The 14770-nt window shown below is 66.6% G+C and carries 9 protein-coding genes; 6 read left to right on the top strand and 3 right to left on the bottom strand.

The annotated features are described in order from the left end of the window. Positions 1–2: 2 nt before the first annotated feature. The gene (locus BZF61_RS09940; protein ID WP_086618938.1) at positions 3–2396 is read right to left on the bottom strand and encodes a TonB-dependent receptor plug domain-containing protein; all 2394 of its coding nucleotides are present in this window, start codon (positions 2394–2396) and stop codon (positions 3–5) included. 199 nt (positions 2397–2595) lie between these two features. Between BZF61_RS09940 and BZF61_RS09935 the strand changes: the two genes are divergently transcribed. The 5 genes from BZF61_RS09935 to BZF61_RS09915 all read left to right on the top strand — a co-directional run bounded on the left by BZF61_RS09935 (position 2596) and on the right by BZF61_RS09915 (position 9157). Further along, a complete protein-coding gene (locus BZF61_RS09935; RefSeq protein ID WP_086618937.1) occupies positions 2596–3390 on the top strand; it encodes an SDR family oxidoreductase in 795 nt (264 codons plus the stop codon). Positions 3391–3510: 120 nt separating this feature from the next. After that, the gene (locus BZF61_RS09930) at positions 3511–4584 is read left to right on the top strand and encodes an NAD(P)-dependent alcohol dehydrogenase (protein ID WP_086618935.1); all 1074 of its coding nucleotides are present in this window, start codon (positions 3511–3513) and stop codon (positions 4582–4584) included. A 254-nt stretch (positions 4585–4838) separates the two neighbouring features. Then, positions 4839–5777: a TorF family putative porin gene (locus tag BZF61_RS09925; RefSeq protein WP_086618934.1), complete on the top strand. Its 939-nt coding sequence runs from the start codon at positions 4839–4841 to the stop codon at positions 5775–5777. Positions 5778–5900: 123 nt separating this feature from the next. Further along, entirely contained in the window at positions 5901–8168 is a 2268-nt protein-coding gene (locus BZF61_RS09920) for a penicillin acylase family protein (protein ID WP_086618932.1), read from the top strand. A gap of 92 nt (positions 8169–8260) precedes the next feature. Beyond that, positions 8261–9157, top strand: a complete 897-nt coding sequence (locus BZF61_RS09915) for an NAD(P)H-binding protein (protein ID WP_086618930.1) — start codon at positions 8261–8263, stop codon at positions 9155–9157. On the opposite strand, the gene BZF61_RS09910 is transcribed toward BZF61_RS09915, so the two are convergent. Both BZF61_RS09910 and BZF61_RS09905 read right to left on the bottom strand, forming a co-directional pair. Next, positions 9154–11055, bottom strand: coding sequence for a beta-galactosidase (locus BZF61_RS09910; protein ID WP_086618929.1), 1902 nt, complete (start codon positions 11053–11055; stop codon positions 9154–9156). The genes BZF61_RS09915 and BZF61_RS09910 overlap by 4 nt on opposite strands. Further along, entirely contained in the window at positions 11052–13133 is a 2082-nt protein-coding gene (locus BZF61_RS09905) for an alpha-galactosidase (RefSeq protein ID WP_245804590.1), read from the bottom strand. Before BZF61_RS09905 ends, BZF61_RS09910 begins: the two co-directional genes overlap by 4 nt. A gap of 112 nt (positions 13134–13245) precedes the next feature. Here BZF61_RS09905 and BZF61_RS09900 point away from each other — a divergent pair, with 112 nt between their 5' ends. Continuing rightward, positions 13246–14712, top strand: a complete 1467-nt coding sequence (locus tag BZF61_RS09900) for a sodium:solute symporter family transporter (protein WP_245804577.1) — start codon at positions 13246–13248, stop codon at positions 14710–14712. Positions 14713–14770 lie beyond the last annotated feature (58 nt).

Raw genomic sequence — 14770 nt, 5'->3', positions numbered from 1 at the left:
TGTCAGAAGGCATAACGGGCAACGACCTGGAACACCGGACCGGCGCGCTCGCTTTCGCGCTCGTATTCGTCGAAGTCGCGGTTCACCTGATCGGCAACGGTGGAGAACTTGTTGAAGACCTCGTCCTTGCTGCCGTCAAGCAGGTTCGAGCCGACCGCGCGGATGGTGAAGTTGTCGCCGAAGCGCTTTTCGATGAAGACTTCAAGATCCGCGCCATAGCGGGTGGTCACCTCCTCGCCCACCACGCGACCGAAGGCCACGCCCTGCTTGCGGTAGGTCGCCCCGAAGGCCGCGCCGATGCCGGGCAGGTTCTGGATTGCGCCGAAATTGTAGACATATTTCGACTGGTCGTTGAAGCGGCGTGTCCCGAACTCGTCGGTGATCTTGCTGTCGAGCAGCGCGAGGTTGCCGAACACGCCGGTATCCGGCAGGCCGAGGAAGGCGAGGCTGAAGGAGGCATCGAACTCGATCCCGTAGACTTCGCCATTGCCGGTGTTGCGCGGGGTGTAAACGAAGGTGCCCGGTCCTTCCGAACCTTCGACCGGCAGACCGGTCACCGGATCGAGCAGCGTCGCCAGCTCGGTCAGGTTGGTGACGTCGCGGTAGAACAGGTTGACGCCGACGATCCCGGTCTTGCCGATCTTGTGCTCGTAGCCGAGATCGCCGCCCCAAGCGGTTTCGGGCAGCAGCAGCGGATTGCCCAGGAAGTCGTTATCGCCCAGTTCGGCTTCGAGCAGGCCAGGGGTGAGGAAGTCGAACCGTGGCCGGCGCAGCGTGCGCGCGCCGGAAAGCGTGATCCGGCCATCGCCCACTTCGATCTTGACCGAGGCCGACGGCAGAAACGCGTCATAGTCGTTGCTGATGGTGAAGCCGCCCACGATATCGGTGATGTCGACTTCGGTGTTTTCCCAGCGGATGCCGACTTCGAAGGTGACAATGTCGAATTCGCCTTCGAGCAGTGCGTAGAGATCCTTGCGCTGCTCGGTGATGCGGGTGATCGTGTCGACGAAGGGCGGAAAGGTCGCCGGCGCGAATTCGCCGGGATTGCGGCTGAACTGGTCATAGCCCTGCCGGTTGGCGGGGATGAGATTGAAGCGGCTGCGCACGGTCCGCAGGATGGTGTCGCGATCCTTGTCCTGGAAAAAGCCGCCGATCGCGAATTCGAGCTCATCCGACAGCTCGAACTCATGCTCGAGGTTGAGGAACATCTCGGTGTCATTGATGTCGAGCACCGTCAGATCGCCGGTGAAACGCGGGTTGGCCCGGTCGAAATCGATCTCGTATTCGAACTCGTCCTGAAAATCGTCGAAGCCCGAATAGCCCACGCGCAGCTGGGTCTCGCCAAGGCTCCATTCGTGATCGAGCTTGGCGATGATCGACCAGCTTTCGGTGGTGATATCGTTGACGTTGGCGTTGTCGGTCAGCAGGTTGCCCGCCGGCGTGGCGCGCACCGGGCCGTTGATCGCGGTCGGATCATTATATTCGAAGGAACGTTCATCCTCGATTCGCTCGGTCCGCACGAAATTGCCGAGCAGCTCGAATTTGGTGGTCTCGGTCTCGATCGCCCAGCTGGCGTTGAAGGCATAGTCGGTGCCGTTGCGGGTATCGGTCTGATCTTCGCGGTTGACGAAGTCGTCGGTCGCGAAGTTGGGGTTGTTTTCCGGCGAGTCGCTGTAGCGCAGGCTCAATTTTTTCTTGGGGTTGTAGCGGCCCTGCACGTTGGCGCCGATCAGGACGCGTCCGCCTGCCAGCGCGCCGCCATAATAGAAGCCGCCCGCCGGTTTGACCTCGCCATCGTCGAAGAACAGCCCGCTCGCCCGCAGGTAACCGCCATCGAGCGCGAAGCCGTCACGCAGCTTGATGTTGAGCGAGCCGGCCACCGCATCGCCGGTGCGCCGGGCCGAGGAGGAACGGACGATTTCGACCTGCTCGATCAGTTCGGCCGGGATACGGTCGAGGAAGAACGATCGGTCGGACTGGCCGCCGGGCACACGCTCGCCATTGATGAGGATCTGGGTGTAGCCCGGATCGAGGCCGCGCAGGCGCGCCCCGTCGCTTTCGATCACGTCCGAAAGGAAGGTCACCCCCGGCACGCGCTTCAAGGCATCACCCGCGGTCAGCGGCTCGAAGCGCTGGAAATATTCCTCGTCATAGACCAGCACCGGCTCGGCCGCGTCGGAACGGTTGCGAAAGCCGATATTGCCCTGGACCACGATTTCCTTGGCGGTCTGGACGCGGTCGTCCTCGCTCTCCTCGGTCTCGGCGATCGCACCGCCCGACTGGACGCCGGTGGCGAGCACCTGCGGGTCGGCGGCTTCGGCGGCGCGGGCGGGCGCGGCGACGGTGGCAGACAGCGCCACGGCAGCGCTGCCAAGCATGAGACGGCTACGGATCATCACGAGGTTCTCCTAGGGTCGCCCGTCGCTCCGGGCGTTGGCGGCCCGCGCTTATCCATCGCGCGTGACGCCTGAGCGACAAAGTGATGACGCTTCGGTGACTCGCGCAGGTGTTGCGCGAATGCCGCAAATTGGAGAGGTGGCGCGAGGCCGCCCAAGCGCCTAGCAACAGGCAGAAGAGCAGCAGGAAAGGACAGCGATGAAGATCGAACCGGGCATGGCCGCGGTGGTTACCGGCGGCGCGAGCGGTCTGGGCAAGGCGAGCGCGAAGGCCTTTGCCGAGGCCGGCATGAAGGTTGCCATCTTCGACATCAACGACGAGGCGGGCGAGGCCCATGCGCACGAGATCGGCGGCACCTTCCACCACGTCGACATCATGGATGAGGCTTCGGTCGAGGCCGGCTTTGCCGCCGCGCGTGCGGCGCACGGGCAGGAGCGCGTGACGCTGCACTGCGCGATGGCCAGTCGGCGCGGCAAGACCCTGGGCTGGGACAAGGAAGCGGGCGCCTACAAGCGCCTGCCCACCGAGGATTACGCCTTCGGGGCCGAGGGCATCCTCGTCGCCAGCTACCGCGTAGCGAGCATTTCGGCGCTGGGCATGGCCAATGCCGATCCGGTCAATGACGACGGCGAGCGCGGGTGCATCATCCTCACCGCCAGCGTCGCCGCGCAGGACGGGCAGATCGGGCAGGTGATCTACGGCAGCTGCAAGGCGGGGGTGAACGGCCTTGTCCTGCCGATGGCGCGCGACCTGATGGATCTCGGCATCCGCGTGAACTCGGTGATGCCGGGCATCTTCGCCACCCCGCTGATGCTCGGGATGAAGGACCGCAACCCGGCGATGTGGGCGCAGCTCAATGCCAGCGTGCCCTTCCCCAAGCGGCTCGGCAAACCGGAGGAGTTCGCCAGCCTCGTGCTCGAAATCGCCCGCAACAGCTACATCAACGGCCATCAGTTCCGGCTGGATGGCGCGATCAGAATGCCGCCGAAGTAGTTTTCGCGCTCGCGGCTAATCGGCTTGGCCGATGCCTCCGCGGGGGCGGCCTACCGGCCGGCGGGCGGTTGCCCTTGCAGACCTTCCCGGTCCGAACCAGTGCTTGTCAGGAGAGAGCGCATGGCTACCCAGACCAACGCATACCCCACCCGGGCCTATGGCGCGACTGCGCCGGATTCGGGCGTGGGGCCGATGCAGATCACCCGGCGCGGCCTGCGCCACGACGACGTGCTGATTGAGATCACCCACTGCGGCATCTGCCATTCCGATCTGCACAGCGCGCGCAACGACTGGGGCGCAACGGTCTATCCGATCGTGCCGGGCCATGAGATCGTCGGCATCGTCAGCGCGGTCGGCGAGGGTGTCACGCGCCACAAGGTCGGCGACCGGGTGGCGATCGGCTGCATGGTCGATTCGTGCATGGAATGCCGCCACTGCGCGGCCGATCTCGAACAATACTGCCTCAGCGGCGGGATGACCGGGACCTACAACGGCAAGGACCGGCGCGACGGCTCGCCCACCTATGGCGGCTATTCCGAAAGGATCGTCGCGCGCGAGGAATTCGTGCTCAAGGTGCCCGATGCCCTGCCGCTGGCCGAAGCCGCCCCGCTGCTGTGCGCCGGGATCACCTCCTACAGCCCCTTGCGCACGTGGAAGGTCGGCCGGGGGAGCAAGGTCGCGGTCGCGGGTCTCGGCGGGCTGGGGCACATGGGGGTCAAGCTCGCGGCGGCGATGGGCGCGGAAGTGACCGTGCTCTCCCGCAGCGAAAGCAAGCGCGCTGATGCCGCAAAACTCGGCGCCCATGCCTTTCTCAACACCTCCGACAGGGATGCGATGAAGGCGCGGCGCGGCTATTTCGACTTGGTGCTCAACACCATTCCGGTGCGCCACGATGTCACGCCCTATCTCCACCTCCTGCGGATTGACGGGGTGCAGGTGCTGGTCGGGATGATCGACATGATGCCCGAACTGCACACCGGCGTGCTGCTGGGCCGCAAGGTGCTCACCGGCAGCGGGATCGGCGGGCTGGCCGAAACGCAGGAGCTGCTCGATTTCTGCGCCGCAAAGGGCATCCTGCCCGATATTGAGGTCATCGCGATACAGGACATCCAGACCGCCTATGACCGGATGGAGGCGAGCGACATCAAGTATCGCTTTGTGATCGATATGGAGAGCCTGCGCGCCGGCGGGTGATCGGGCACGCCCCCCGCGCTGTTCCGGTCCGCCGCACTTGTGTGCAAGTGATGCAAGGATGACACGCAACAAAATAATATAGGCCGCCCCCATCACATAACCTTTGTGGTTTCACGCAACCTTCGTATATCTAGGGCTACGCGACAGGTGCCGGATGCGCGCGCGACACCGCAGTGCGGGTTGGTCGGCAAGGATAACAGGCGCCGCGCGGCACGCAGGTGGAACGATCCAATCCTCTTCATGGAGCGTTCCTTATGTCCATCCGTTTTGCCTCGGCTCTCTCAGCCGTTGCTCTTGCGACTGCCCTTTGCACCCCCGCCTTTGCCGGGGAGACAGAGGGTGCCGCACCCGCCAGTCAGCAGGAGATCGTCACCGCGGACGAAAGCGCCGCCGCGCTGCGCGCGATCGCGCCGGTCGATCTCGCCTCCGCCAGCAAGGCCGAGGACGACACCCCGGCGATCACCATCTCCGGCGCCGCCACCTTGACTTCGGACTACCGCTTCCGCGGCGTCTCGCAGTCGGACGAAGGCATGGCCGTGCAGGGCGGCATCACCATCAGCCACGAAAGCGGCTTCTACGTCGGCGCGTGGGGTTCGAACCTCGCCGGCTGGGGCACCTTCGGCGGCGCCAACATGGAGCTCGATCTGATTGCCGGCTATAAGTTCGCGGTCGGAGAAGGCACGCTCGACACCGGCCTCACCTGGTACATGTACCCCAGCGGCGCCGACACCACCGACTTCGCCGAACTCTACGCCAGACTGTCGGGCAGCGTCGGCAGCCTCGGTTTGACAGCCGGCGTCGCCTATGCGCCCAAGCAGGAAGCGCTGGGCAATGCCTTCCCGGTCGGCGCTCCGGCCGATCCGGGCGACAAGGAAGACAATCTCTATCTTTCGGGCGATGCCACCTACGCGATCAGCGGTGCACCGATCACGCTCAAAGCCCATATCGGCTATTCCGACGGCAACCCGGGCCTCGGCCCCAATGGCACCAGCATCGCCCCGACCGGCACCTATTTCGACTGGTTGCTGGGCATCGATATCGCGCCGATCTCGGGCCTGACCCTGTCGGCCGCCTATGTCGACACCGATATCTCGGAAGCCGAAGCCAACCGCATCCGCCCGAACTTCGCCACGCTGGCGGGGGACTCGATCTCGGATGCGACCGTGGTCTTTTCGATCACCGCCTCGTTCTGACCGCAGACCCGCAACCTGGGTGAGGGGCGTTTCGCCAAGCCGGCGGAGCGCCCCTTTACTTTGCCCGTCGTGCCGATAGGTTTCCCGCGACAACCGATTGTGCTTGCGCGGGAGAGACAGAAAATGGGGCGAATCGGGATTTGGGTGGCCGGCTGTGCAGCCGTGCTCGCGGCGCCTGCAATCGAGGCCAAGCCCCGCTATGATGCGACGATCACCCGCACCACCTATGGCATCCCGCACATCGAGGCGCGCGACTGGCGCGGGGTCGGCTACGGGGTCGCCTATGCCTATGCGCAGGACAATCTGTGCCTGCTGGCCGAGGAATTCGCGACCGTCGCAGGCGAACGCTCGCGCCATTTCGGCCCCGCAGCCAAGGCGGTGCTGGGTTTCCAGGAGGTCGACAACCTGTCCTCCGACGTGTTCTTCCGTGCGATAATCGATCTGCCCGCCCTGCGCGAGGGCGCCAAGCGGCTGCCCGCCCGTGCGCAGGAACTGATGGCGGGCTATGTCGCGGGCTATAACCGCTTCCTGCGTGATGCCGGGGCCGATGGCATCCCCGCCGAATGCCGCGGCAAGGCATGGGTGCGCCCTATCACCATCGACGACATGCTGCGCCTCAACGAAAAGCAGATGCTGCTGGCAAGCTCGCTCAATCTCGCGCCCGCGATCGCCAATGCCGCCCCGCCGGGGACGCCGCCGACCGAGGTCGCGATTGCCATGCCTCACCCGCAGGAACTGGGCATGGGCAGCAACGGTTGGGCCTTCGGCGGCGATGTCACCGCCAACGGGCGCGGGATGGTGATCGGCAATCCCCACTTTCCGTGGAAAGGCCCCAACCGCTTCTGGCAGATGCACGTCAAGGGCCCCAAGGGCTACGAGGTGATGGGCGTGGGGCTGGCGGGCACTCCGATGCCGACGCTCGGCTTCAACCGGGACATTGCCTGGACCCACACCGTCACCGCGGCGCGCCACTTAACGCTCTACCAGCTGGCGCTCGATCCGAAGGATCCGACCCGCTACATGGTCGATGGCAAGAGCGAGGCGATGACCAGCCGGACCGTCACCGTGCCGATGCCCGAGGGCCAGCCGGAGGTGACCCGCACGCTCTGGTCCACCCGCTTCGGCCCGGTGTTCATCATTCCCGACCGCGGCATCATCTGGAGCAGGCAGAACGCCTTTGCCCTGCTGGACGCCAACCGCGGCAACCAGCGCGGGATCGAAACCTGGCTGCGGATCGGCGAGGCGCGCAGCGTGGCCGAGGTCAAGGCCGCGGTCAGCGAAACGCTCGGCATTCCGTGGGTCAACACCATCGCGGCTGACCGCTTCGGCGATGCGCTCCATGCCGATGTGACTGCGGTGCCCAATGTGTCGGCGGCCAAGGTCAAGGCCTGCTCCACCCCGATTTCGGGCCTGTTTGCGCAACTGGCGATCCTGCTCGACGGCTCAAAATCGGCCTGCGCCTGGGATGTTGCCGAAGGCACGCCGGTACCTGGGCTCATGCCGGCGCACGATCAGGCGGCCACGGTGGTGCGCAGCTATCTCACCAATTCCAACGACAGTTACTGGATCAGCAACCCGGCGATGCCGCACCGCGAGCTATCGCCGATCCTCGGTGATTATCGCAAGGCGCGCACGCTGCGGACCCGTTCCAACTTCACCGAGACCGAGGCGATGCTCGCGGCCGGCAAGCTCGATCACGCCCGCGCCGCGGCGCTGGTCTTCGGCAACAAGAGCCTTGCTGCCGATCTGGCGCTGCCCAGACTGCTGACGCTGTGCGCCAAGGCCGAAGGTGCGGCTGCGCGCGGGTGCGCTGCGCTGGCCAAGTGGGACCGCCGCTTCGAGACCGAAAGCCGCGGCGCTGCGCTGTTCCGCGCCTTCTGGCCGCAGGCCGAGCGGATCAAGGGCCTGTGGGAGGTGCCCTTCGATCCCGCGCAGCCCATCACCACCCCGCGTGATCTGGCAACCGAGGGCGAGACCGGCGCGAAGCTGCTCGAAGCCCTTGCCGCGGCGGTCACCGCGATGGAGCAGGCGGGCCATGCGCTCGATGGACGATGGGGGGACGAACAGCAGGTGATGGCCGGCGATGAGGCGATCCCGATCCATGGCGGCCCGGGCGGGCTTGGCGTCCTCAACATGCAGGAATCCGATCGCGCGCCCAACGGCAAGCTCGTGCCGCGTCACGGGACCAGCTACATCCAGATCGTCGGCTTCGACGATCAGGGGCCGGTGGCCGACGCGATCCTGAGCTACAGCCAATCGACCAATCCCGCCTCGCCGCACGCCGCCGACCAGACCCGCGCCTATGCCGAAAAGCGCTGGCACCGCCTGCCGTTCCACCGCAAGGACATCCGCGCGCAGGCGATCGGCAAGGCGATCCGCATCCGCGAATAGCCCGCACGTCCCCCCTGAGCCATGCGGAAGGCACACCGGCCGGCGCAACCGGCGATTTGACCCATCCGGTCATCGCGCTAGTGTCGCAACCGATGACCCAGGCACTGTCTTCCCCGCGCTCCATTCTCGTCGCCGGGGCGACCGGCACCATCGGGCAGGCGGTGGTGGCGCGGTTGGTGGCCGAGGGCCATGCGACGACGACCCCGGGGCGCAGCGTGCTGGCCGACGCGGGCGCGCTGGCCCGGGTCATGGCCGAGGCGCGGCCCGAGGTGGTGATCTCCTGCATTGCTTCGCGTACGGGTGCGCCCAAAGATGCGCAGGCGGTGGACTACGCCGCCAATGTCACGCTGCTCGAGGCGGCGCAGGCGGCGGGGGCGCGGCAGTTCATTCTGCTCTCGGCGATCTGCGTGCAAAAGCCCTTGCTCGCCTTCCAGCACGCCAAGCTCGCCTTCGAGGCGCGGCTGGCCGAGAGCGGCATCGACTACACCATCATCCGCCCGACGGCCTTCTTCAAATCGCTGTCAGGGCAGGTGAAGCGCGTCAAGGCGGGCAAGCCGTTCCTGATCTTCGGCGACGGCGAACAGACCCGCTGCAAGCCGATCAGCGACAGTGATCTGGCGCGCTTCATCGCCAGCTGCATCGACAACCCCGAGGCCAGCCGCCGGATCCTGCCGATCGGTGGCCCCGGCCCGGCGATCAGCTTGCGCGAACAGGGCGCGCTGCTGTGCGAGCTGGCGGGCCAGCCGGTGCGGTTCACCGCGATCTCGCCCAAGCTGTTCACCTTTGCCGAGAAGCTGCTTAACCTCGGCGCGGGGTTTTCCGACTGGTTCGCCGAAAAGGCCGAATATGTCCGCATCGCGCGCTATTACGCGACCGAGAGCATGTTGGTGCTCGATCCGGCGACGGGCGAATATTCCGCCGATCTGACCCCCGAGTTCGGGAGCGAGACGCTGCGCGATCACTATGCGCGGCTGCTGGCCGAAAGCTAGCGCGGGGCGATGTGCCAGCTGGCCGGGGCGAGCGTCTCGCCCAGATGCGGGACGAACACCGGCTGGGCGGCATAGTTGAAGGTGAAGGCGTGGCTGGCCGAGCGGCGCAGGCGGATGCCTTCGGGCAGATCGATGAGATCGAGGCCGGCCTCGGCCGCCATGCGCGCAACCAGCAGGCGCAGCAGCGCGCGGTCGGGCCAGACGGCGCAGTAGCGGATGTGGCCGTGGCGCCAGACCACTCCGCGCCCGGCGGCATCTGTGAGTTCGGGTGCGAGATCGCTCGCCACGTCCTCGCGCCAGCGGGTGACGGCAAAGCCGTCGCCCGGTTCGGCTATGCCCTCGCGCAGGGATTCGACCCGGGTGACGGTGAGCGGGATCGCATCGCGCAAGGCGCCGGGCGCGAGGCCTTCGGGGATGCGGAAGCTTTCCGTCTTGCTGCCCGAACGCGGGCCGAGCAGCACGGGACAGGCAAGCGCGGCGAGCTTTTCGGCAAAGCCATCGGGGATGATCGGCAGGCTCGGCACCACCACCATCCGATAGGCCGCAAGGTCGGCATCGGGCGCGACAATATCGATGTCGAGCCCGCGCTGGCGGAGCGCAGAGTATGCTTCGAACGCCAGTTCAAGATAGCGGAAGCTGGCCCCCTGCGGCTGGATGCCGATGGCCCATGCAGCCTCGTAGGCAAATACCAGCGCGACCGGCGCGCGCGCGGTGGTCTGCGGGCCGATATCCGCCAGCACCGCCGCGGCTGTGCGCACTTCGGGCGTGGCTTCCGCCTCGCTGCTGTCGGGACGCAGCAGGCCTGCGTGCATCTGCTCCTGCGCGAAAGGGGCCTGCCGCCAGCGGAAATAGCTCGTCAGTTCCGCCCCGTGCGCGCAGGCTTCCAGCGTCCACAGCGCGACCATGCCGGGCAGAGGTGCGGGGTTGAAGCGCGCCCAGTTCACCGGGCCGGGCTGCTGCTCCATCACCCCCCAACGCCCACCCGAGCACCCGCGATAAAGATCATGGTGGAAGGCGGCGATATCGGGATGGCCCTGGCGCAGGTAGGCGGCCTTTTCTTCCTTCGCGAACCAGAACTGTTCGAGGAAGCCGAGCGGGTAGGAATCCCACGTCGCCAGATCGATATCGCGGCCCACAGCGTGATGATCGAACTCGGCAAAGAAGCCCATGAAGTTGTGGGTGATGTCCACGCCGGGCGACAAGGCGCGCAGGATCTCCACCTGTTCGCGGTTGAAGCGCGCGACCTGATCGGAAGCGAAGCGGCGATAGTCGAGCCAGTGCGCGGGGTTCGCCTCGGTAACGGTGCGATGCGGCGGGTCGACCTCGGCGAAGCTGCGGTATTCCATGCTCCAGAAGACATTGCCCCAGGCCGCGTTGAGCGCCTGCGGGGTGCCGTAGCGCGCCGCCAGCCAGCCGCGAAAGGCACAGGCGGCGGCATCCGAGAAGCTCAGCACCGTGTCGTGGCAGCCATATTCATTGTCGGTCTGCCACATGGCGATCGCCGGATGCCGGCCATAGCGCTCCGCCAACGCGGTGACGATTCGGCGACACTCGGCCCGGTAGCCTTCGTGGCTGAAGCAATAGTGGCGGCGCGAGCCGAAGCCCCGTGGGCGGCCGGAAGCGTCGATGGCCACCATGTCCGGCATCCGCTCGACCAGCCATTTGGGCGGGGTGGCGGTCGGCGTGCCGAGGATCACCTTGAGGCCCGCGCCCGCGAGCGTTTCGATCGCACGGTCGAGCCAGCCCCAGTCATAGCGCCCCGGCTCGGGTTCGATCCGGCTCCAGGCGAATTCGCCGATGCGCACCAGCGACAGACCCATGTCGCGCATCCGGCGGGCATCATCGGCCCAGATCGCCTCGGGCCAGTGTTCGGGGTAGTAGCAGCAACCGAGTTTCACGCGATTGTCTCCAGCGCGATGAGCCACGCGGTTTCCGGGTGGGTGAGCGGCAAGGCGAGGCCGTCGGTCATCAGCGCGCTGCCTGACAGGACAAGGCCCGCGCGCCAGCTTTGCGGATTGGCAAGGTAGTGTTTCGCCTTGGGCGGCCAAGGTTCTGGCAGGGTGACGCGATAGCGCGCCTGCGGATCCAGCCCCGCGAGCCGCACCGGCGCAGCATCGAACACCGGTGAGAAAGCGGTCTGCGCGGCGAGGGCCAGCGCCCTGCCGTGATGCACGACCATCAGCGCGGTGACGTTCCGATCGGGATGCGCGAGGCGGTACAGAGCGCCTTCATGCAGCACACCGCGCCAGTCTTTGTAGAGCGCGATATGCGCCGCCAGCGTGGCGCGTTCCTGCGCGCTCATCCGCGCCGGATCGGCCTCCACCCCCATGTGGCCGAACACCGCGACCTTCGCGCGAAAGTCCATCGCCAGCCTGCGTCCGGTGACCGGATTGGGCGAAGGGCCGACATGGCTGCCAAGCACTTCAAGCGGCAGGAACTGGCTCCATGCGCGGATGATTCGCAGGCGCTCGATCGCGTCGTTGTTGTCGGATGGCCAGACACGGGTGCAACGCGACAGCACCCCGAAATCGATCCGCCCGCCGCCGCTCGAACAGCTCTCGATCTCGACCAGGGGGTGGGCATCACGCAGGCGGTCAAGCAGGGCATAAAAGCCCTCGGTCTGGCCCGGAGCCGAGGGGAAAAGATCGCGGTTGTGATCCCACTTGAGGTAGGCGATCGGGTATTCGCGCAGCAGCGCGTCGAGGCGTTCGAACAGGTAATCGCGCACCTCTGTTCGGGCCATGTCGAGCGCCAGCTGGCCGCGCATCGTCGGACGCGCGCGGCCCTGCGTGTGCAGGCACCAGTCAGGGTGCGCGCGGTAGAGCTTGCTGTCGGGGGAGACCATCTCCGGCTCGACCCAGAGGCCGAAATCCATGCCAAGCTCGTGGACACGGGCGATCAGCGGGCCGAGGCCGTGGGGGAACACCTCAGGCGAGACGGTCCAGTCGCCGAGACTGGTGGTATCGTCCCGCCGCCCGCCGAACCAGCCATCGTCGAGCACGAAGCGCTCGACGCCGAGTGCGGCAGCGGCCTCGGCCAGCGCGATCAGCGCGGGTTCGCCAAGGTTGAAACCGAGCGCCTCCCACGAATTGAGATGCACCTTGCGCGGGACCCATGCGGCACGCGCCGGCAGGACAGCCTCGCGCAGGTGGCGATGGAAGATCTGCGCGAGTGCGCTGCGATCGGGGGCCAGGGCAAACAGGACCGGCGCTCCGCCAAAGGCGCCCTTGGGCGGGATGATCCGTCCGCCAGGTTCCAGCCCGGCGCCCATCTGCAGGATCGCTCTCCCGTTGCTCGATCCGGCATTGTCGCACACGATCCGCGTTTCGTGATCCGCGCTGGTGGCAAGGTGCGCTCCCAGCACTTCCGCGCCCGCGTGCAGCAGCAGCCAGTTGCCCCCGCCAAAGCCCGGCTTGCCGCCCGCCGAAGCGCGCGCAAGGCCATTGGGAGCGATGGGCTGCCGGGTCTCCTGCATTTCGCTCGCCCAGCGCCCGCTGAATGCGGTGAAACTGTCGAAGCGTGACGGAACCGGCAGGTTGAGCGTGGCGAGGTGTTCGAGGATGATGGCCTCGTCGCGCGCGTTGCAGCCCTCGGCCAGGCACAAAACCGCGCCGCTGCGAAAGAGCCTCCAATGGAGCGACACGTGGAGTCCGGCGCGCGGATCGGCGAAGCGGCAGGCCAATGCGCTTTCTTCGTGGGACCACGCGATCAACCGGAAATCCGCCGCGATGATCTCGCCCGAAAGGCGGCGAAACCGGGCGGCGGGCGTGCCTTGCCAGCCGCTCTCGCGCTGCGGCCAGAGGCCGGGCTGCGGGGGCACATCGGGCTGGCTTTCATGCCGTCCGCGTGCCGCTGCGGCGGCCAGCATCGCCAGATCCTCCTTCTCGGGCAGGCGCGGCCCGGCATAGGCGAGGTCGGCACCGCCGCCCTGCTCGAGCGCGAAGACCAGCGTCAGCGCGTCGCCATCGAGCCGCACATAGTCCAAGCCTTCTCTCCCATCCGCGTCCGGTGATGAACTGCGCCTGCAGGCTTGCCCGGCATCCGTCAATGCGCTGTAACCGCCCCGAACGGGAGGGGAAAGCACGAGAATGCCCGAAGCCATGTCGACCGCCAGTCTGGTGCAGATCGCGGTGTGCCTTGGCCTGACCGCGCTGATCGCGCTGGCGACCTGGTTTACCACCCGGCGCGACCGGCACGACGGATCGCAGAAGGACGTCTATCTCGCCGGCGGCAAGCTCAACTGGCTGTTCGTGGCCGGGGCGATCACGCTCACCAACCTTTCGACCGACCAGCTCGTCGGCATGAACGGCAACCAGATGCTGCTCTTGGCATGGTGGGAGATCAGCGGCTTTGTCGGCCTGCTGATCCTCGCCTTCGTGTTCGTGCCGATCTACTACCGCGCGGGGGTGACGACCGTCACCGAGCTGCTCGAACAGCGCTATGGCGGGGGCGGGATTCGCACCCTGGTGTCGGCGCTGTTTCTCTTCGGGATGATCCTGATCTACCTCCCGGCCGGGCTCTATTCGGGGGCGCTGTTCCTCAAGACCGCGGGGATCGATCTGCCGCTGCTGGTGCTGGCCGGGTTTCTTGGGGTCGTGGCGGCGGCCTATACCATTGCCGGCGGGCTGCGCGCGGTGGCGGTGATGGAGACCTATTCAGGGATAGGCGTGCTGGGAATCGCGGTGCTGATCGTGGTGCTGGCGCTCAACGCGGTGGATTGGGACATCACCCGCGGCGTCCCGCCGGAGCGGCTGACGATGATCGGTGCACCGGATTCGCCGATTCCCTTCGCGACGCTGTTTACCGGGATGATCTTCATCCAGATCTACTACTGGTCGACCAACCAGCCGATCACGCAGAAGGCGATGGCCGCCCCCAGTGTGCGCGAGGCGCAAAAGGGCGTGCTGGCGGCTGCGGCGGTGCGCATCCTGATTATCCCGGCGATCGTGGTGGTGCCGGGGGTGGTGGCCTACCAGCTGTTCGGCGACATCAACGATGCGGCCTATGGCCGGCTGGTGGGCCAAGTGCTTCCGCCGTGGCTATCGGGCGTGTTCGCCGCCACGATCGCCGCGGCCGTGATCGCGCATACCGCCGCGGTGATGAATGCGGCGGTCGGGCTTTATGCGGTCGATTTCCATGCGAAGTTCATCGCCCCGGTCGCCAATCACTGGCGCCTGTCGAGCGTGGTGACAGTGCTGTTTACTGCCAGCTCGATCACGCTGGTCCCCGTGTTCGCCAACGCCACCAGCATCATCAACCTGCTCCAGCAACTGAACGGTCTCAGTTCGATGCCGATCCTTTCGGCCTTCGTGGTCGGGCTGCTGTTCAAGGGGGTGGAATCGCGCGCGGCCATTGCCGGGGTGGTGTGGGGGGTGGCGTTTTACGGGCTCTACACCTTCATCTTGCAGCCCGAGGGGATCATTACCCTGCATTACATCCACTTCATGGTGGTGACGCTGGCGACCAGCGTGGCGGCGGCGCTGGCGGTCAACCGGCTGGTGCTGGGCCAGCGCGCGCGCCTCGCCATTGGAGCAGCGCCGCGGCTGCAGGGGTGACGCAAGCATCAGGCCAGAGCGGCGGACAAGGCTTTGGCGCTCCCCGTCGACGCAGGCG

This window comes from Erythrobacter tepidarius (assembly GCF_002155695.1).
Taxonomy (GTDB): Bacteria; Pseudomonadota; Alphaproteobacteria; order Sphingomonadales; family Sphingomonadaceae; genus Erythrobacter; species Erythrobacter tepidarius.
Note: the sequence above shows the minus strand (reverse complement) of the source record. Positions and strands in the feature narration are given on the sequence as shown.